Origin of the sequence: Salipiger sp. CCB-MM3 (assembly GCF_001687105.1) — a bacterium.
Lineage (GTDB): Bacteria > Pseudomonadota > Alphaproteobacteria > Rhodobacterales > Rhodobacteraceae > Salipiger.
This window is the reverse complement of sequence record NZ_CP014595.1, coordinates 2,325,710-2,343,913: the sequence shown is the minus strand read 5'-3', so window position 1 is coordinate 2,343,913 and position 18,204 is coordinate 2,325,710. Positions and strand designations below refer to the sequence as shown.

Here is an 18,204-nt window from a genome sequence, read left to right as displayed (position 1 = left end):
TTCGTGCTGGCCGCATCCTGCGGAAAAGCGGTGAAGAAAGCGTTGCCGCCAGAGAGTTTCCGTCAGAGAGTTTCCGTCAGAGAAAAGCGCCTCAGTAGCCGCGCCAGCGGAAGGCGCCATCCTCGGCGCGCAGCGGCGAGAAGGGGTTGTGGGCGATCTCCCAGACGTGCCCTTCGGGATCGGCGAAATAGCCAATGTGACCGCCCCAATGCACCTTACCCGCGGCGCGCAGCACCTTGGCGCCCGCCGCCTCGGCCCGCGCCATCAGCGCCTCGACCTCCTCGGCGCTGCCGACATTGTGCGCGAGCGTCATGGCGCCATGGCCAAGCGCCTCTTCGGGCACGCCCATGTCCTCGGCCAGCGAGGCGCGGGCATAAATGCCCACCGCCTGCCCCAGCAGGTCATAGACCACCATGCCGGGCATGGCGTCGATGCGCTGCCATCCCAGCGCATCGTAGAACTCCGCCAGCGCCTCGGGATCGGCGGCGGCGAGGGTGATCAGACTGATGCGCTGTTGCATGGGAGTTTGGGTCATGGGTTTCAGGGTCATGGGCTCACGGGCCTCCTCAGCCGCCGACGTCGATGATGCTGGCCTCGATCTGCGCAAGGTTCTCCGGCTCGGAAAAGCGGTGGTCGGCGCCCTTCACCAAGCTGAGGCGCAGATCGGGGCTGTCGATATGGTCCAGCAGGCGCAGCGCAGTCTCGCGGGTCACCGCCTCATCCTGCGTGCCCTGCACCAGCCGCACCGGCCACGGCATCGGCAGCGGGCTGCGCAGCACGAGGTTCTCGCGCCCGTCTTCGATCAGCTTTCGCGTCACCGCATAGGGCTCGCCATAGTCCGACGGCAGGTAGAGCACGCCTTTGTCCATCACCTCGGCACGCTGTGCTTCGGAGAACCCGGCCCAGAAACTGTCTTCCGAGAAATCCGGCGCGGCGGCGATGCCGACAAAGCCGCGCACATCCGCCAGCCGCTGGCTCAGCAGACAGGCGATCCAGCCGCCCATGGACGAGCCCACAAGGATCAGCGGCCCGGAGGTGGCATGTTCGATCACCGCCTGCGCATCCGCCGCCCAATCGCCGATGCAGCCGTCCTCGAAGGCGCCGCCGGACTGGCCGTGGCCGGAATAGTCGAGCCGCAGGAAGGCGCGGCCACGGGCCTTGGCCCAAGCCTCGAGATGCACCGCCTTGGTGCCTTCCATGTCCGACTTGTAGCCCGAGAGGAACACCACCGTGGGCCCGTCTCCGGGGGTGTGCACATAGGCAAGGCGCGCGCGGGGCGTGTCGAGATATTGGGTCTGGGTCATGGTGTGTATGGATCGTCCGACGTCTGAGGTATTGCTGGTCTTGCGGGTCTTTGCTTGGCGCCAAACTGACGCGCGGGCGGCAGCGACGCAAGCCCGGCCACAGGGCGTTTGGGTGGGCGTTTGAGAGGGCGCCTTCGGGGCCGTTTGCCTGCCTTATTTTTGCACTTGCGAAATCTTGCCGATCCTTGCGCCGCACGGCAGCTTACATCGCGCCCGGCAGAGCCCTGAGAACGCTGGGAAAATTCGAAAGAATGTAAATTCTCAAGCACAGTTTCCCAAGGTCTTCTTGTCGCTAGGACAGCTTGCACAAACCACGCATGGACAGGCCCCGAAAATCCTTCAAACTTTGCGGGCGTATTTGACCACTTTTTCTTTTTCACCGGAGCATTCCCATGACTGGAGCTGTTGCTACAGCCACCCCCAATTCCGCACCGCATCTTCCTTCCGTCGAGATCGCGGGTCACCACATCCTCGACGCCTATAGCGCGCTGCGCCACGATCTTGACGATCTGCTGGCCGGACATCCCGCGCAACGGGTCGAATTTGTGCTCGCCAATGACACCGACCTCGACTGGCACCGGCTGGGCAGCGCGCTCTTTGCCGGTGACTGGGCCGAAGGCGCGAGCCTGTCGGAGCGCATGCGGGCGCATCGCGCCATCGGCGGCGCAATCGAGAACACCGGCGGCACCGGCGCCGCGCTTGGTTTCAGCTGCAGCCTGCACGACGATATGGCGGGCGAGTTGATCGCCTTCTTCGTGCTGCTGGGCTGCACCTCTGCCAGCGGCGAGCCGCAGGTCGAGCTTTACGCCGACGTGATGCCGCGCGCGGCCTTCGAGGGGATTGCCCGCGACGAAGAAGAGATCGTGCACCGCATCGCCGACAAGCTGGAATCCCGCGATGTCCGCCGCGACGCGGCGCATCTGCATCTGGGCTTCGGCAAGCTTGATCTGGCGCTGACCGCCACCCATTCCGGGGGCGACAAGGGCGTCGTCGAACTGGCGATCAGCTACGCCTGAGCCACCGCTCCAGTACCCGAGGGCGCAGAACGGAAAAGGGCGGGAGTGATCTCCCGCCCTTCGCATGTCTGGTCTCTAACCGGTCTTGGGTCGCGCTCAGAGCTGCGACATGACCTCTTCGGAGGCTTCGAAGTTGGTGGTGACGCGCTGCACGTCATCATCGTCTTCCAGCGCATCCACCAGCTTCATCAGCGTCTGCATGGAGTCGAGATCAAGCTCGGTGGTGGTGGTCGGCTTCCAGATCAGCTTGGTGGATTCCGATTCGCCAAGCTCGGCCTCAAGCGCGGTCGCCACCTCGTTGAGATCGGTGTCGGCGCAGTAGATCAAATGCTCTTCGGCGTCGCTTTCGACATCCTCGGCGCCCGCCTCGATGGCGGCCATCATGATGGTGTCGGCGTCACCGGCCTCGGCCTTGTAGATGACCTCGCCCTTACGCTCGAACATGAAGGCCACCGAGCCGGTCTCGCCGAGGTTGCCGCCGTTCTTGGTGAAGGTCGAGCGCACGTTCGAGGCGGTGCGGTTGCGGTTGTCGGTCATCGCCTCGACGATCACCGCCACGCCGTTCGGGCCGTAGCCTTCGTAGCGGATTTCTTCGTAATCCTCGCCGTCGCCACCGATGGCCTTCTTGATGGCGCGCTCGATGTTGTCCTTGGGCATGGACTGGCTCTTGGCTTCCTTGACGGCAAGCCGCAGGCGCGGGTTCTTTTCAGGATCGGGATCGCCCATCTTGGCGGCGATGGTGATCTCTTTGGAGAATTTCGAGAAGAGCTTGGCGCGCACCGCGTCCTGACGGCCCTTGCGGTGCTGGATGTTTGCCCATTTGGAGTGGCCGGCCATGGGGACCTCTTGCCTCGTCTATGTAGTGAATGTGGAATATCGCGGTCTCATACCGCACAGCCCCCTGCCCCCGCAAGCCCGCTGGCCCTGTTTTGCTGGGATGTGAGCCACGGCGGGCACCGCGATGGGCGCCCTCGGCTCAGAGCGGGAAGAAGAGTGGGATCAGCGCCGCGCTCAGAATGCCGATGGAAAGGTTCAACGGCACCCCGACCTTCAGGAAGTCCGAGAAGCGGTAGCCGCCGGGGCCGTAGACCAGCGTGTTGGTCTGGTAGCCGATGGGCGTGGCAAAGCTGCAGGACGCCGCCACCATCACCGCCACGACCAGCGGACGCGGGTCGATCCCGAGGTGATGCGCAAGGCCGATGGCGATCGGCGTCACCACCACGGCCACGGCATTGTTGCTCACCGCCTCGGTCAGCACCGAGGTCATCAGGAACACCGCCCAGATCAACAGCGGCCCCGGCAAGGTCTCGAGCAGCGGCGCGATGGCCCCGACGATCAATTGCACCGCCCCCGAGGCCTCGAGCGCCGCGCCGATGGCCAGCATGGCAAAGACCAGCGCCAAGAGCTGGCCTTCGACAAAGGAAAACGCCTCGTCGCTGTCGATACAGCGGGTGAACAGCACCACCGCCACGGCAATCACCGCCAGCGCGAGGATCGGCGCGACGCCAAGCGCCGCCAAAACCACGATGCCGCCCATGGCGCCGATCGCCACCGGCGCATGGCCGCGGCGGAAGGCCCGGGCCGAGGGGCGCGCGACATCGACCAGCGCCATTTCTTCGGCGAGGCGCTTGATGTCCTCGGGCGCGCCTTCAAGCAGCAGCGTGTCGCCGACGCGCACCACAAGCTCGTCGATCTTGCGCCCGATGTTCTGGTTCCGGCGGTGCACCGCCAGCGGGTAGACGCCGAAGCGGCGGCGCAGGCGCAGCGCGCCAAGGCTGCGGCCCACCATCTTGCAGCCCGGCGAGATCAGCACCTCGACCGTGGTGGTCTCTTTCGCCGACAGCTGGTCGACCCGGCGCAGCGACTTGTTGCGCTGCAGCGACAGAAGCTCGGTCATCTGCGTGCGCAGCACCACCCGGTCGCCGACCTGCAGCTCCACGCCCTCGAGGTTGCGGCGCAGCGACTCGTCGCCGCGCACCACGTCCACAAGCCGCACGCCCTCGCGCTTGAAAAGATTGACCCCCAGCACCTCGCGGCCCACGAGGTCGCTGTCGGGCGGGATCACCGCCTCGGTGAAGAACTTCATGCGCGAGCGGTCCGACAGCATCCCCGCCATCGAGTGCCGGTCGGGCAGCAGGAAGCGCCCCACGACGGTCAGGTAAAGCATCCCCCACGCCACGAGGATGATCGCCAGCGGCGTCACTTCGAAGATGCTGAACGGCTCCAGCCCCTGCGCCCGCGCCACACCGTCGACCAGCAGGTTGGTCGAGGTGCCGATGAGCGTGGTGGTGCCGCCGAGGATCGCCGCATAGCTCAGCGGGATCAGCAGCTTCGAGGGCTGCAGCCCCAGCGATTTCGAGATCTGCACGAAGACCGGCAGCATCAGCACCACCACCGGCGTGTTGTTCATGAAGGCCGAGGCGAGGATCACCACCGCCATGATCACCGCCATGGCCTTCTTCGGGCGCTGCTGCACCTGCGCCTGAGCATAGGTGGCAAACGTGTCGAGCGCCCCGGTGCGCACCAGCGCCCCCATCACCACGAACATCGCCGCGATGGTCCAAGGCGCCGGGTTCGACAGCACCGACAGCGCGTCCTGATAGGGCAGCACACCGGTGGCCAGCAGGAAGGCGGTGCCACCGATGGCCACAACCTCGGTGGGATAGGTCTCGCGGATGAACAGGACGAACATGGCCAGCACCGTGGCGATCGTCACCCAGGCCTGGGCGGTCTGGCTCAGCTCAAAAATAGTCATGCGGATATGTTGCCTGTACCTGCGCGCTCGGCGCCATTCTTAACGTCTGTTCCGGCGCTTACAAGAAAGCCCCGAGGCCGCGGCTGAACCAGCGCCATCCCTGCCAACATCATGAGCAGCGCGCACCAGATCGCCCCGGTGTAGCTCTCGCCAAGAAAGAGCATGGCCCAGCAAAGCCCGAAAAGGGTTACCAGATAGGCCACCTGCACCGCAAAGACCGCGCCTGCCGCGGCGACCACCGCCACATAGCCCGCATAGGCCAGCGCATGCAGCGCCGAGCCTGCGAGGATCGCCAGATCGGGCGCGCCCCACGGCGGGCGCGGGTCGATGAACTGGCCGGTGATCAGCGCCAGCGGCAGGGCGATTATCGCCCCCAGCGCCGAAGCCCCGGCCAGCAGCTTCACCGGATCGAGCCCGCGCATGCCCCAGCGGCCCACCACATTGCCTTCGAGCGCGTAGAACAGCGACGAGATCAGCGCCACCGGCACCCAGCGCGCCATGCCCGGCTCGGGCAGGCTGGCCTGCGGCAGTACCAGCAGCAGCACCGCGCCCAGCCCCAGCGTCAGCCCGATGAGGCGCCGCCACGAAAAGCGGTCGTTGCCGAACAGCAGCGCCATGGGAAAGGCGAACATCGGCACGGCGGAGAGCAGGATCGAGATCAGCCCCGATGGCAGATGCACCGCGGCGGTGTAGGACGAGATGCCGGGCAGCACCGTGCCCGCCAGCGCCACGAAGAGCAGCAGCGGCAGATCGCCGCGCGCAAAGCGCAGGCTCTGTCCGCGCGCCAGCGTCACCCCGCCCAGCAGCAGCGCGCCGAGCGCCAGCTGCCAGAACAGGATGCCCACATGGCGATAGCCTTCGGAAACGGCGGCCTTGGCGAACGGCTGCCCCGCGCCCCAGAGCGCCCCCACCGCGATCAGCGCGAAAAAGGGCCAGGCCCGGCGCATCAGGGTCCGGCCTGCTCCAGCCGCCCGCCCTGGCGCACCATATGCACCGCGGTGGCTTTGCCGGTGCGGTCATCGGTCTCGACCACCACGCCCGACAGCGTGGCCTCGCCAAGCGCGGGCTGGAAGCGGGTCTTGCCCATGCCGGTGACGAAGCGGCGCATGGGCTCGGCCTTGTCCATGCCGATGACCGAATTGTAGTCGCCGCACATACCCGCGTCGGTCAGATAGCCGGTGCCGCCGGGCAGGATCTGCGCGTCGCCGGTGGGCACATGGGTGTGGGTGCCGACGACGAGGCTGGCGCGCCCGTCGCAGAAATGCCCCATGCCCATCTTCTCCGAGGTCGCCTCGCAATGCACGTCCACAAGGATCATCTGCGCCTGCCCGCCCAGCGGGTGGCGCCGCAGTACCTCATCCACCGCCGAGAAAGGATCGGCGAAGGCGCGCTTCATGAAGACCTGCCCCAGCACCTGCAGCACCAGCACCTTGCGCCCGCGGCGGTCGGTGAAGAGCGCGGCACCGCGGCCCGGCGCCTGCTTGGCGAAGTTCAGCGGGCGGATGATGCGCGGCTCGCTCTCGATGAAGGTCAGCATTTCCTTCTGGTCGAAGGCGTGATCGCCCAGCGTCACCACATCAGCCCCGGCTTCAAGCAGAAGCTTGGCGTGGGCGCCGGTGATGCCGGTCCCACTGGAGGCGTTCTCGCCATTGACCACGACGAAATCGAGCTTCCAGTCGTCGCGCAGTTTCGGGAGGGTCTCGGCGATGGCGGCGCGCCCGGCGCGGCCCATCACGTCCCCAAGAAAGAGTGTTCTCATGCCGCCATGGGTACGCCGCGCGGGCGTGAAAGCAAAGCCCCTTTTGGCGCAGCGCGCTGCCCCGGCGACGCTCGGGCGGCACGGTTCGGCACGCCTCCGGCGGGCGTATTTGGAAAGAGAAGAAGTGGCGGCGCCGGGCGCGAGGCGCTTTCATTGTTCCACAAATACGCGGCTGCCCCCTCAGCGGCAGCGCAGCGACAATTCAGACGCGTCCAGCGACCACGCGCCAAGATCGTGCAGCGCGATCGCGCCACCCTGCAGCCGCGCCGCGACGAGCCGGTCGAAGCCGCCGTCCGCGAGCACCATCTCGGGGCCCGCACCGCAGTCGCGCAGGCCGCCGGCGATGAAGCTCCAGCCGATGCGGTGATTGCTGAGGCCGGGCTGCGCCGCCACCTCGCGCAGTACCGGATCGCCCGGCAGGTAGCGCACCACGCGCAGGGTTTTGACCAGATGCGGCCGGTCCACATAGGCCAGTTCCAGCGCCCCGTCGCCGTCGAGATCGCCGCCGCCAAGCGGCGCGAGCCAGCGGTGGCTCTGGCCGATGAAAGGCGTGGCGGCGTGCAGGCCCTTTGGCGTGTAGAGCGCCAGCCGCGCGCCCTTGGCCAAATCGCTTTCGACCACCAGCGCCGCCCAGCCGCCCTCGGGCAGGGCGATCACCCGCGGCGCGATGTCTTCGAAGACGCGGTGCTGCGGCAGGCGGATCAACGCAGTACCCTGCGGCCCATCGAGGCGCAGCGCGCCCCATTCCACCGCATCGCCCAGAACACCATGATCGTAGCGCGTCGTGGGTTCGGCATAGGCGGCGGTCAGGCGCTCTGCCGCATGGGCCGCGCCAAGGGGGAGGCTCAGCGCCAGCCCCCATAGCAGGGCCAGCGCCGCACCAAAGGCGCGACTTCGGCCGCGCCGGGATCCGAAACTACGGCTCAGATCTGCTTTTCCGGCATCTGCACGACCAGCCCGTCGAGCGCGTCGGTGACCTTGAGCTGGCAGGTCAGGCGCGAGCGCGAGGGATCGGGCTCGAAGGCGAAATCGAGCATGTCTTCTTCCATGTCATCCTTCGCGGGCAGCTTCTCGACCCAGTCGGGATGCACATACACATGGCAGGTCGAGCAGGCGCAGGCGCCGCCGCAATCGGCCTCGATGCCCGGGATGCCATTGTCGCGAGCGCCTTCCATCACGGTCATGCCGGTCGCAACCTCGACGACATGCTCGGTGCCGCCAAACTCGATATAGGTGATCTTCGCCATCGGCCTTGTCTCCATCATTCGTTCGGCGCGTTGTAGCGCCCTGCCGGGGCTTGGGTCCAGAGCCCACGGCACGACATTCCGCGCAGACACATGCAGAGCCACCCGCTGCCCGTGGCGCGGGCACCTCGGGTCGGACGCAAAGCGACGTGCCCGGCTTTCGCGCGCTTGGGCGGCTTGCTAGGGTCTGCGGCAAAAGACCCCCAAAAGACCCCCCAAAAAAAACCCAGTGAGACCCGAGCCAATGCCCCCGATCCCTCCGCGCCGCGCGGCCCCCGCCCTTCTGGCGCTGCTTGCCGCCTGCGCCGCGCCCGCACCGGAGGCAGGCTCCGCCCCTGAGGCGCCGCTGCCCACCGAGACCGCGCCGGACGGCACCTGCTGGGCGCGCGAGCATGTGCCGGCGATCTACGAGCAGGTCACCGGAGAGGTGCAGGTGGTGCAGGCCGAGATCGCCGAGGATGGCACGGTGATCCGCCCGCCGGTCTATCGCCGCACCAAAGTGCCCAAGCTGGTGCGCCCGCGCGGCGAGATGCGGTTCGAAGCGCCCTGCCCGGCGCAGATGACGCCGGAGTTCATCTCTTCGGTGCAGCGGGCGCTGGACGCGCGGGGTTATTTCCACGGCGCGATCACCGGCGAGATGGATGGGGCCACCCGCGAGGCGGTGGCGCGCTACCAAAAAGAGCGCGGGCTGGAGAGCGCGCAGCTGTCGCTGGAGACCGCGAAGGCGCTGGGACTGATCGCGGTGGACCTCAGCGAATTGGAGGATTCGGGCGGCTGACTCGGGTTTTGGGCCGCCCCATCTCTCGCCTGGACACGCGCCCGTGACGCGTGCCCAACCGCAAATTGCCCAGTTTTTAGTCAGGATTTGATCAGATCAGGGCAAGGTCAGCGCCGCAAAGCGGAACATAAAAAGAACGGGTGAGCGGATTTTCGCCGGTTCCAAAGTGATCACATTTTCTTCGATTTGTTACAAACAATCGGTTTACCATTCTGCACGAGGCCGCCGCGGCAACAGTGGCGCTGAGCAGACAACAAAAAGACCGAGGGACATATGCGCGTGACAGACGCCACCCCGAAGGCGCGGGCCTTACCGCTCGCCTGCGCACTTCTTCTGATGCTGACCGCTGCCTGCGCGCAGAAACCCGAGGTTCAGCGTCTTTCCGACATCCAGCTTGATCCGTCCCGCCAAGACCTCGCTCTGCGCGAGGTGGCGGACCTGCAGTCGAAGGGCCAGCGCGTCTGGTGCGTGCCCTACGCGCGCAACCTCAGCGGCATCAACATCCGCGGCAATGCCGAGACGTGGTGGGGGCAGGCCAAGGACCTCTACAACCGCGGCAAGCAGCCGGCGGTCGGCGCGGTGATGGCCTTCAGCTCCTCGCGCAAGATCCCCATGGGCCATGTGGCGGTGGTCTCGGATGTGGTCTCGCCGCGCGAAGTGCTGGTCGATCACGCCAATTGGCACCGCAACGAAGTCTCGCTGAAGATGGCGGTGCAGGACGTGTCGCCGAACAACGACTGGTCGCAGGTGCGGCTGGAGAGCAACCCGGGCACCTTCGGCAGCCCCTATGCGGTCAGCGGCTTCATCTACCCCCAGCGGGTGAACTGAGCCAATTTCGGCATTTCCCGAAAAGACAAAAAGCGCGAGGCCCTGCCCCGCGCTTTTGTTTTTCTAGCGTGCGTCTTGGTGGCGGCAGCCCCGAAGCGCTGCCCGCCTGTACTTAGTCGTCGGCGACGCAGATCTGCTTTTGGGTGCCGAGCTTTTCGATGCCCAGTTCCACCGTATCGCCAGCCTTCAGATAGCGCGGCGGCTTGAAGCCGAGGCCGACGCCCGGAGGCGTGCCGGTCGAGATGATGTCGCCCGGCTCGAGCGTGAAGAACTGCGACAGGTACGACACGAGGAAGGGCACGCGGTAGACCATCGTCGCGGTCGAGCCGTCCTGCACGCGTTCGCCGTTCACTTCGAGCCACATGCCGAGGTTGTCGAAATCGCCCACTTCGTCCGGGGTCACCAGCCACGGGCCGGTCGGGCCGAAGTTGTCAGACGACTTTCCCTTCACCCACTGGCCCGCGCGCTCGGCCTGAAACTCGCGCTCGGACACGTCGTTGATCAGGCAAAAGCCCGCGACGTGATCCATCGCGTCCTCTTCCTTGACGTATTTGGCGGTCTTGCCGATGACGAAGCCCAGTTCGACCTCCCAGTCGGTCTTGACCGAATTGCGCGGGATGATGATCGGATCGTTCGGGCCGCAGATCGCCGAGGTGAATTTGGCGAAGATCACCGGCTCGGGCGGCACATCCATGCCGCTTTCGGCGGCGTGGTCGGCGTAGTTGAGGCCGATGCAGATGAACTTGCGGGTGCCGCCGACACAGGCGCCATAGCGCTGCTCGCCTTCGACCAGCGGCAGCGAGGCCGGGTCGATCGACTTGAACTTGTCCAAGTCGGTCAGCACCTCGCCGGAGAGGTCGGAGACATGAGCCGAAAGGTCACGCAGGTTGCCATCGGCGTCGATCAGGGCGGGTTTCTCGGCGCCGCGGGCGCCGTAACGTGCGAATTTCATGAGGAGGTCCTTCTAAGGTCTTAAGTGGTCCAGCCGCCGTCGATGACGTGCGCCTGACCGGTGGTGAAACCGGATTCGTCGGATGCAAGATAGGCGACCAGCGCGGCCACCTCGTTGGGATCGCCTACCCGGCCCATCGGCTGGCGGCCGATGAAGGCCTTGAGCGCGCCCTCGTAATCGCCGGTGTCGCGCAGGCGCTGGTGCAGCGAGGGGCTGTCGACCGTGCCCGGGCAGATGGCGTTGCAGCGGATGCCATTGGTCACATAATCGGCGGCCACGCCTTTGGTCAGGCCGACGACGGCGGCCTTGGAGGCCGAATAGACCAGACGGTTGACCGGCCCGGTGATCGGACCCGCCACCGACGACATGTTGATGATCGAGCCGCCGCCGTTCTCCAGCATCCCCGGCAGGAAGGCGCGGAGCATGCGGAACTGCGCCTTGGCGTTGAGGTCGAAGGCAAAATCCCACTCGTCCTCGCTTGCCTCGAGCAAGGTGCCCGCGTGCACGATACCGGCACAGTTGAACAGCACGTTGACGGTGCCGATCTCGGCGGCGAAGGCCTTGATCGCCTCGCCATCCAGCACGTTGAGCTTCTTGGCGGTGATGCCGCCTATCTTGCCAAGCTCTTCAAGCGCCGCGTCATTGATGTCGGTGGCGATCACCTCGGCGCCTTCGGCGGCGAAACGCTCGGCCGTCGCGCGACCGATGCCCTGACCGGCGGCGGTGATCACCGCACGCTTTCCGGCCAGTCTTTGCTGCAGATTCATGACTCCTCCTTTTGCGTCATGCGGCCGGCAGGCAGGCCGGCCCGATAGGTTCGAAACTCTTGTAGGTCAGGATGAACTCCCGATGCCCCAGCGCCTCGGACTTGGTCTGCGCGCCGCCTGCCACGCGGCCCACAAGTTCGAAAATCTCGCGCCCCACCTGCTCGATGCTGCGCTTCCCTTCTATGATGTCTCCGGCGTTGACGTCCATGTCATCAGACAGGTTTCTGTAGGTCTCGGGGTTGGCGCAGATCTTGATGACCGGAGAAATGGCGGATCCGACCACCGAGCCGCGCCCGGTGACGAAGAGCGACAGATGCGCGCCGCTGGCGATCATCTCGACAATTTCGGCATTGTCCGAAATGTTGGGAAAGCCGAAACGCACCTCTCCGTCGGGCACCACATCCATCAGATAGAGCCCGCCGCGCGGCGGCACATCCCCGGGCTTGATCAGCCCTGCGATCGGGCTGTCGCCGGATTTGACATAGGCGCCGAGGCTCTTTTCCTCGATGGTCGAAAGCCCGCCCGCCGCATTGCCTGCGGCAAAGCTGCCGTAGCCCAGCGTCGCGTAATAGCGCTCGGCCTTCTGCACGCTCTCGCGCAGCAGCTGGCCCAGTTCCGGCGTCGCAGCACGCTCGGCCATGATCTCTTCGCAGCCGATAAGCTCGCCGGTCTCTTCGAAGATGCAGGCCGCGCCCGCATCGACCAGCAGGTCAAAAGCCTTGCCCGCCGCCGGATTGCCCGAAATCCCCGAGGTGCCGTCGGAGCCGCCGCAGACCGTGCCGATGATCAGCTCGTCCATGCCCATGGGCACCTGCGGCACCTCAGCCACCTGTGCCAGCGCGCCGCGCACCCAGTCGCGGCCCATGGAGACGGTCGAAGCGGTGCCCCCCGCCTTCTGGATCACCAGCGTCTTGACCGGACGGCCCGAGTCCGCCACCGCCTTCGAGGCCCGCACCTTGTCGAAGCTCTCGCAGCCCAAGCTGACAAAAAGCACCGCGCCAACATTGGGATGGGTGCACAGGCGCTCCATCATCGTGGCGGCGTATTCATTGGGGTAGCAGCCGGGAAAACCGATCAGCTGCACGTCGTCATCGGGGAACCCCGCGACGATCTTGGAGGCGACGAAATGCGCGCATTCCACCAGATAGGCGACGACGACCGTGTTGCGGATGCCCTTGCGCCCGTCCTGTCTGAGCCAGCCGTTCATTGCGCCACCCCCGCCGAGAGACCGTCGGCGTCCTGCAGCATATGGGTCGGCGTATAGGCCGAGCGGATGTTGTGCACATGCACATGCGCCCCGGCGGGGATCGCTTCGGTCGCGATGCCGATGGGCATGCCATATTTCAGGATCCGCGCGCCCTCGGCGATGTCGTGGCGGGCGATCTTATGCGCCAGCGGGATCGGGCGAGAGAGCGTGATCTCGCCGCCTTCGAGCGGGACGGCGCTGCCCTCTTCCACCGCCGCGCGGGCGACCAGAACATTGTCCGCCGGGCTGAGCAGCAGAAACGGGCCAAACATGGTGCTGCCGGGTTTAGTCATGGTGAAAGACCTCCTCGGCCTCGGCCCACCATTCGCCCTCGGCGCGGGTCTTTAGCGGTCGTTGCAGCGGCATGCATTTCGACCACCAGTCCTGCGTGACCGGATCGGCGGCCATCTTCGCCATGTCCGCGTCGAAGTCATTTCCGACATACTCGAAATAGGCAAAGAGCAGGTTTTCCGGCTCCTTCAGAAAGATCGAGTAGTTGCGGATGTTGCAGACGGAAATCATCTCCAGAACCTGCGGCCATGCGGCGGCATGCAGGCGCTTGTACTCGGCGATCCCCTCTGGATCGACGGCGATGATTTGGCCGTGACGTTGAACGCTCATCTGGGTCCTCGGCGGCTGGGGCTGACGGAAGGTCCGGGTCTGATCACTCGTGATATTCATATCCGGACATTCTCTTCATATCTAAACTTCAGCCGGTGAGCCTGTCAACGTAAGGCGAGAGGAGGAAAGGCGCGCCGCCCCGCAGGGCGACGCGCGGCTTTGTCAGCGGTAGAGCAGCGTCGGCAGCCACATGGTGATGCCCGGCACGAAGGTGACGAGCAGCAGCACGATCACCAGCGGGATCAGGAAGGGCGCGGTGCCCGACAGCGCCCGCTCGAACGGGATGTTGGCTACCCGGCTCAGCACGTAGAGCACCATGCCCACCGGCGGCGTCAGCAGCCCCAGCATCAGGTTGAGCACCACCACCACGCCGAAATGCACCGGATCGATGCCCAGCGTCACCGCCACCGGCAGAAGCACCGGCACGAGGATGGTGATCGCCGCCACCGTCTCCATGAAGCAGCCGACGATCAGCAGGATCAGGTTGATCAGCAGCAGGATCACCCACGGATTGTCCGACGCGCCAAGCAGCAGGTTCGCCGCCATCTCGGGCACCCGGTTCGAGGTGAGGATCCACGCGAAGATCGACGCCGCCCCGACCACCAGCAGCACCACCGAGGTGGTCTCGATCGTGTCGTAGCTGACGCGGATCAGCCGGCGCAGGGTGAGCGTGCGATAGACCACCGCGCCAAGGAACATGGCATAGGCACAGGCGGCCACGGCGGCCTCGGTCGGGGTGAAGGCGCCCGACAGGATGCCTCCGACGATGATCACCGGGGTCATCAGCGACAGGAAGGCACGCTTGAAGCTGTGGCCGAGGATCTTCATCGCGAAGGGCTGGTCCCGCGCGAAGCCGCGACGCCGGGCGAAGAAGCCCACCATCAGCATCAGCGCCACCGCCATGACGAGGCCGGGGATGAAGCCCGCGGCGAACAGCTGGCCGATCGAGGCCCCGGCGACCACGCCGTAAATCACCATCGGCAGCGACGGCGGAATGATCGGCCCGATGGTCGAGGAGGCCGCGGTGATGCCGACCGCGAAGTCGGTCTTATAGCCCGCGTCGCGCATCGCCTTGATCTCGATGGCGCCAAGCCCGCCCGCGTCGGCCACCGCCGCGCCGGACATGCCCGCGAAGATCACCGAGGCGCCAACGTTCACATGACCGAGCCCGCCGCGCATCCAGCCGACCAGCGCCAGCGCAAAGTTGAAGATCCGCTCGGTGATCCCAGCGGTGTTCATCAGGTTGCCCGCAAGAATGAAGAAGGGCACGGCAAGCAGCGGGAAGCTGTCGACCCCGTTCACCATGCGGTGCGCCACCACCATGGGCGGCACGGTGCCCGACAAGATGAAGGCGAGCGAAGCGCCCGCCAGCGCGATGGCCACCGGCACGCCCAGCATGATGAGCACCAGCAGCAGCACGAAAAGAAGTGTGATGGTCATGGTGGATCCTAGTCGATGGCGCGGACGTCGTCCGCATGGGCTTCGGGGTCGATGAGCCGGCTGGTGCCGCTCGACAGGTGCCGCAGACCGTTGATCGCGGAAAAGAGGGCCATGCCCGCAAAACAGACCGCGACGAACCAGTAGACATAGGCCTTGGGCACATCGATCGAGACCATCATACCGCCGGTGCGCGTGGCCAGTTGCCCCGACAGATAGGCGAGCGTGGCAAAGAAGCCGGTGGTGATCAGGTCGATCACCCCCTGCATCACCCGCCGCAGCGGGCGCGGCGCCCAGCGGTAGATGAATTCCACCGCGATATGGCTGTTCTTGCGCGCTGCCATGACCGATCCGGCGAAGGTCACGCCGATCAACAGGTAGCGGGCGATCTCTTCGGTCCAGCCCAGCGAGTCGTTCAGCACGTAACGGGTGAAGAACTGCAGGAAGACCACCAGCGCCAGCACCCAGAACAGGCCCAGCACCAGCGCATCCTGCCAGCGGATGTCCGACAGGTCGATCTCTGCCGCATCCTCATCGGCGAGATGGAGGCTGTGATCCTCGGGCCCGGGCTCTGCCGGTTTTGTGTCGTCATACATCAAAAGCGCCTCGAAATATGAGGGGCGCCCGACCGGCGGCTGCCGGCCGGGCCTTTGCATCGGATCGGATCAGCCGCCGATGGCCTGCAGGCGGTCGTAGGTCTCCTGATCCCAGGTCGCCATGTCGCCGTTGTGCATGACCTTCACCGCCTCGATGAACGGGCCGCGATCCACTTCGTTGACCGTCACGCCCTGCTCGGTGAACCAGTCTTGCAGGCTGTTCTCGGCGTCGATCACCTGCTCGGTGGCGCAATCCGCCGCATCGTCGAGCACGGTCTCGAGCGCGCCCTGATCCTCTTCGGAAATGCTGGTCCACGTCGGCCCGCCGACGATGGTCAGCAGCGCGTCGGTGATGTGGCCGGTGAGGTTGATGTTGGACTGCACCTCATAGAACTTCTTGGCCTGGATGGTCGGCAGCGGATTTTCCTGCGCGTCCACCGTGCCCTGCTGCAGCGCCAGATAGACCTCGGCAAAGGCGATCGGCGTCGGGTTCGCGCCGGTGGCTTTCGGGAACATCATGTAGAGCGGCGCATTGGGCACGCGGATCTTCAGCCCGTCCATGTCACCGGGCGCGGTGATCGGCGTGTTCGAGGTGACATGGCGCAGCCCGTAATAGGTGAGCGAGGTCACATGGTTGCCGGTGGCGTCGGTGTAGCCTTGGGTCAGCTCCGAGAAGAGGTCGGAATTGCGGAAAGCGTCCCAATGATCGTAGTCGCGGAACATGAAGGGCGCGCCGCCGATCGCCAGCGGGCCGTAATAGCGCCCGGCGAACAGCTGGCCGGTGTAGATGATGTCGACCGTACCGAGGCTGAGGCCCTCGTTGATGTCCGACTCCTTGCCCAGCGTCGAAGCCGGGAAGACCTCGATGCCGAGGCGGTTGTCGGTGGCCGCCATCAGCGCGTCGTTCGCCGCCACGGCGCAGGTGTGATAGGGCTCGGACGCCTCGTAGACATGCGCGAACTTGAGCACGCGCTCGGCCTGCTGCGCGGTTGCGGGCAGCGCCGCGGTGAGGGCCGCCGCAGCGGTCGTCAGTAGTGCCACCGTCTTGGTGATCCGGGTCATTTGGTTCTCCTCCCTAAATTCCCAAAATTTCGGTCCGCTTGCGACACGGACCCTTTTCAGCCGCCCACCACCTCCAATGGCGGGATGCCTTTCTCGGCAGCGAAGCGCCCCAGCGCCTCGACCGCGGTCTGATCGAGCGTCATGCCATGCAGCTTGCGCCGCGCGGCCTCGGCCCACTCCCGGTCGCCCGCCGCCATGACCTCGGCGCCCTGCGCGGCCTTCGAGCCGCGAATGGCGTCGCGGTAGCGACGGATGGTGCCGGTAAAGATGTCGAGCCCGGCAAACGCCGCCGGGTCAAACGCCATGACGAAGGCACCAAGCCCCCGCGGCGTTTCCATGTCGTCGGAAATCATGCCGGGCAGTTCGAAGCTCAGCGGCGCGCCCGACAGGGCGGTGCTGAGGATCTCGGAAATGCCCGCAAGCCCTGCGCCCTTGTAGCCGAACTCGCCACCAAGCGGCGCCAGCATGGCGGCCTGCTCGGGGTCGGTGACATTCTCGCCCCGCCCGTTCGAGGCGGTGTCCGCAGGCAGTTCGATCCCTAAAGCGCGGCTCAGCTGTACCTTGTTGAAGGGGATCGCACTGGTCGCCATGTCAAAGAGCCACGGCTCCTGCCCCTCTCCCGCCGGTCCGGCCATAGAGATGGGGTTGGTGCCGTGAAAGGTCTCTGCCCCGCCATGAAGGCGGACAAAACTGTCGGAATTGCAAAAGCAGAACCCCAGCAGCCCGGCGTCGGCGATGGCCTTGGCATAAGCCCCCGCGGCCCCGAAGTGCGAGCTGCCGCGGATCGCCACCGCCCCCGAGCCCGAGGCGCGGGCCAGCGCAATGGCCTTATCGACAGCAGCATAGGTTGCCCGCGCGCCATGGGCATCATCGCCGTCGAGCAGCGCCGCCCCGGCGCTTTCGGACACGAAGCGCAGCTGCGGCGCGGGATTGAGGCGGCCCTTGCTGAAGCCTTCGAGGTAATGCGGCAGCAACCGATAGCCGTGGGTGTCCACCCCCAGCGCCGAAGCATGGCTCAGCGCGCGGATCACTGCGGCGCGGGTCTCGGCATCGCAGCCCGCAGCCTCCATGGCGGCTCCCGCAAAACCCTCCATCTGCGCCTGCATCACCCGCGCTGGCGGGCGCGGCGCGGCGCTGGCCCCTTCCTGCGCAAGGTAGTTCTGCGTGGTGTCGCGGATATGGCTGCGCAGCAGCGCCGCGGCCTCGTCGGTCTGGCCTGCGTCGATCAGGTCGATCAGCTGCTCATGTTCGGCAAAGGAGCGTTCGTTGAGCTCGGGCTCGCGGCTCAGCTTGTTGCGCAGCGCCTGAATGCGGAACGACAGCATGTGATGCGTCTTTTCCAGATAGACGTTGCCGCAGTCGGCAAAGATCGCGTGGTGAAACTCATTGTCGAGCGCCTTGTAGCTGCGCGCATCCTGCCCCGAGAGCGCGTCACGCATCCGCGCGGCGATCTCGCGCAGACGCCCCGAAAGCGGCAGCGCCCGCCGCGCAATCGCCAGCCGCAGCGCCTCAAGCTCCAGCATTTCGCGCAGCTCACCAAGGCTGCGGATATCGTCCAGAGACATCTCAAACACCCGCGGGCTGCGGTTCGGGCTGAGGGTAATCATCCCCTCGCATTCAAGCTGCACCAGTGCTTCGCGCACCGGGATTTTCGACATGCCGAGCGTCGCCGCCATTTCGCTCTCGCGCAGCACCGCCCCCATGGGCAGGTCTCCGGCGATGATCTGGTCACGAATGGCGTCGCGGGCACGGTCGGACAGCTTCTGCGCGGGATCGCGCTGAACGGTTGCATCCACGGTCAAGTCTCCTCCACTTGGCCAAACGGTATATGGTATACCA

The 18,204-nt window shown here is 66.0% G+C and carries 20 protein-coding genes; 3 read left to right on the top strand and 17 right to left on the bottom strand.

Going from position 1 to position 18,204, the window contains the following annotated elements; all coding sequences use genetic code 11:
- Positions 1–91: 91 nt before the first annotated feature.
- Together AYJ57_RS11340 and AYJ57_RS11335 are read right to left on the bottom strand one after the other, a co-directional pair.
- Positions 92–520 (bottom strand): VOC family protein, encoded by a 429-nt coding sequence (locus AYJ57_RS11340; RefSeq protein ID WP_066107003.1) that lies wholly within the window; start codon positions 518–520, stop codon positions 92–94.
- Between the two features lie 46 nt (positions 521–566).
- Complete coding sequence (locus AYJ57_RS11335) at positions 567–1,304, bottom strand: alpha/beta fold hydrolase (RefSeq protein ID WP_066105125.1); 738 nt, start codon at positions 1,302–1,304, stop codon at positions 567–569.
- 392 nt (positions 1,305–1,696) lie between these two features.
- On the opposite strand from AYJ57_RS11335, the gene AYJ57_RS11330 reads away from it, so the two are divergent.
- Positions 1,697–2,320, top strand: a complete 624-nt coding sequence (locus AYJ57_RS11330; RefSeq protein WP_066105122.1) for a hypothetical protein — start codon at positions 1,697–1,699, stop codon at positions 2,318–2,320.
- A gap of 96 nt (positions 2,321–2,416) precedes the next feature.
- Here AYJ57_RS11330 and AYJ57_RS11325 read toward each other — a convergent pair whose 3' ends face one another.
- From AYJ57_RS11325 to AYJ57_RS11300, 6 genes are all read right to left on the bottom strand, one after another.
- Positions 2,417–3,157 carry a YebC/PmpR family DNA-binding transcriptional regulator gene (locus AYJ57_RS11325; RefSeq protein ID WP_066105119.1) on the bottom strand — a complete coding sequence of 247 codons (741 nt, stop codon included), beginning with the start codon at positions 3,155–3,157 and terminating at the stop codon, positions 2,417–2,419.
- A 139-nt stretch (positions 3,158–3,296) separates the two neighbouring features.
- Positions 3,297–5,075, bottom strand: a complete 1,779-nt coding sequence (locus AYJ57_RS11320) for an SLC13 family permease (RefSeq protein ID WP_066105116.1) — start codon at positions 5,073–5,075, stop codon at positions 3,297–3,299.
- Positions 5,072–6,022 carry a DMT family transporter gene (locus AYJ57_RS11315; RefSeq protein ID WP_066105114.1) on the bottom strand — a complete coding sequence of 317 codons (951 nt, stop codon included), beginning with the start codon at positions 6,020–6,022 and terminating at the stop codon, positions 5,072–5,074. The genes AYJ57_RS11320 and AYJ57_RS11315 overlap by 4 nt, the downstream gene beginning before the upstream one ends.
- Complete coding sequence (locus tag AYJ57_RS11310; RefSeq protein ID WP_066105111.1) at positions 6,022–6,834, bottom strand: TIGR00282 family metallophosphoesterase; 813 nt, start codon at positions 6,832–6,834, stop codon at positions 6,022–6,024. The genes AYJ57_RS11315 and AYJ57_RS11310 overlap by 1 nt, the downstream gene beginning before the upstream one ends.
- A 180-nt stretch (positions 6,835–7,014) precedes the next feature.
- On the bottom strand, positions 7,015–7,584 hold the full coding sequence (locus tag AYJ57_RS11305; protein WP_237220144.1) for a VCBS repeat-containing protein: 570 nt from the start codon (positions 7,582–7,584) through the stop codon (positions 7,015–7,017).
- Positions 7,585–7,757: 173 nt separating this feature from the next.
- Positions 7,758–8,081, bottom strand: a complete 324-nt coding sequence (locus AYJ57_RS11300; RefSeq protein WP_066105104.1) for a 2Fe-2S iron-sulfur cluster-binding protein — start codon at positions 8,079–8,081, stop codon at positions 7,758–7,760.
- 241 nt (positions 8,082–8,322) lie between these two features.
- Between AYJ57_RS11300 and AYJ57_RS11295 the strand changes: the two genes are divergently transcribed.
- Both AYJ57_RS11295 and AYJ57_RS11290 read left to right on the top strand, forming a co-directional pair.
- Positions 8,323–8,856, top strand: a complete 534-nt coding sequence (locus tag AYJ57_RS11295; RefSeq protein ID WP_066105101.1) for a peptidoglycan-binding domain-containing protein — start codon at positions 8,323–8,325, stop codon at positions 8,854–8,856.
- A 273-nt stretch (positions 8,857–9,129) separates the two neighbouring features.
- On the top strand, positions 9,130–9,684 hold the full coding sequence (locus AYJ57_RS11290; protein ID WP_066105099.1) for a CHAP domain-containing protein: 555 nt from the start codon (positions 9,130–9,132) through the stop codon (positions 9,682–9,684).
- A 112-nt stretch (positions 9,685–9,796) separates the two neighbouring features.
- Here AYJ57_RS11290 and AYJ57_RS11285 read toward each other — a convergent pair whose 3' ends face one another.
- The 9 genes from AYJ57_RS11285 to AYJ57_RS11245 all read right to left on the bottom strand — a co-directional run bounded on the left by AYJ57_RS11285 (position 9,797) and on the right by AYJ57_RS11245 (position 18,161).
- Positions 9,797–10,636: a fumarylacetoacetate hydrolase family protein gene (locus tag AYJ57_RS11285; protein ID WP_066105097.1), complete on the bottom strand. Its 840-nt coding sequence runs from the start codon at positions 10,634–10,636 to the stop codon at positions 9,797–9,799.
- Positions 10,637–10,656: 20 nt separating this feature from the next.
- Positions 10,657–11,403, bottom strand: coding sequence for an SDR family oxidoreductase (locus tag AYJ57_RS11280; RefSeq protein WP_066105095.1), 747 nt, complete (start codon positions 11,401–11,403; stop codon positions 10,657–10,659).
- Between the two features lie 16 nt (positions 11,404–11,419).
- Positions 11,420–12,610, bottom strand: coding sequence for a UxaA family hydrolase (locus tag AYJ57_RS11275; protein ID WP_066105092.1), 1,191 nt, complete (start codon positions 12,608–12,610; stop codon positions 11,420–11,422).
- The gene (locus AYJ57_RS11270) at positions 12,607–12,942 is read right to left on the bottom strand and encodes a UxaA family hydrolase (protein ID WP_066105089.1); all 336 of its coding nucleotides are present in this window, start codon (positions 12,940–12,942) and stop codon (positions 12,607–12,609) included. The genes AYJ57_RS11275 and AYJ57_RS11270 overlap by 4 nt, the downstream gene beginning before the upstream one ends.
- Entirely contained in the window at positions 12,935–13,270 is a 336-nt protein-coding gene (locus AYJ57_RS11265; protein WP_066105086.1) for an L-rhamnose mutarotase, read from the bottom strand. The genes AYJ57_RS11270 and AYJ57_RS11265 overlap by 8 nt, the downstream gene beginning before the upstream one ends.
- A 162-nt stretch (positions 13,271–13,432) precedes the next feature.
- Positions 13,433–14,710: a TRAP transporter large permease gene (locus AYJ57_RS11260; protein ID WP_066105082.1), complete on the bottom strand. Its 1,278-nt coding sequence runs from the start codon at positions 14,708–14,710 to the stop codon at positions 13,433–13,435.
- Positions 14,711–14,718: 8 nt separating this feature from the next.
- Entirely contained in the window at positions 14,719–15,303 is a 585-nt protein-coding gene (locus AYJ57_RS11255; protein ID WP_066105079.1) for a TRAP transporter small permease, read from the bottom strand.
- Positions 15,304–15,372: 69 nt separating this feature from the next.
- Complete coding sequence (locus AYJ57_RS11250; protein WP_066105075.1) at positions 15,373–16,365, bottom strand: sialic acid TRAP transporter substrate-binding protein SiaP; 993 nt, start codon at positions 16,363–16,365, stop codon at positions 15,373–15,375.
- Between the two features lie 56 nt (positions 16,366–16,421).
- On the bottom strand, positions 16,422–18,161 hold the full coding sequence (locus tag AYJ57_RS11245; protein ID WP_237220143.1) for an Ldh family oxidoreductase: 1,740 nt from the start codon (positions 18,159–18,161) through the stop codon (positions 16,422–16,424).
- Positions 18,162–18,204: the final 43 nt, after the last annotated feature.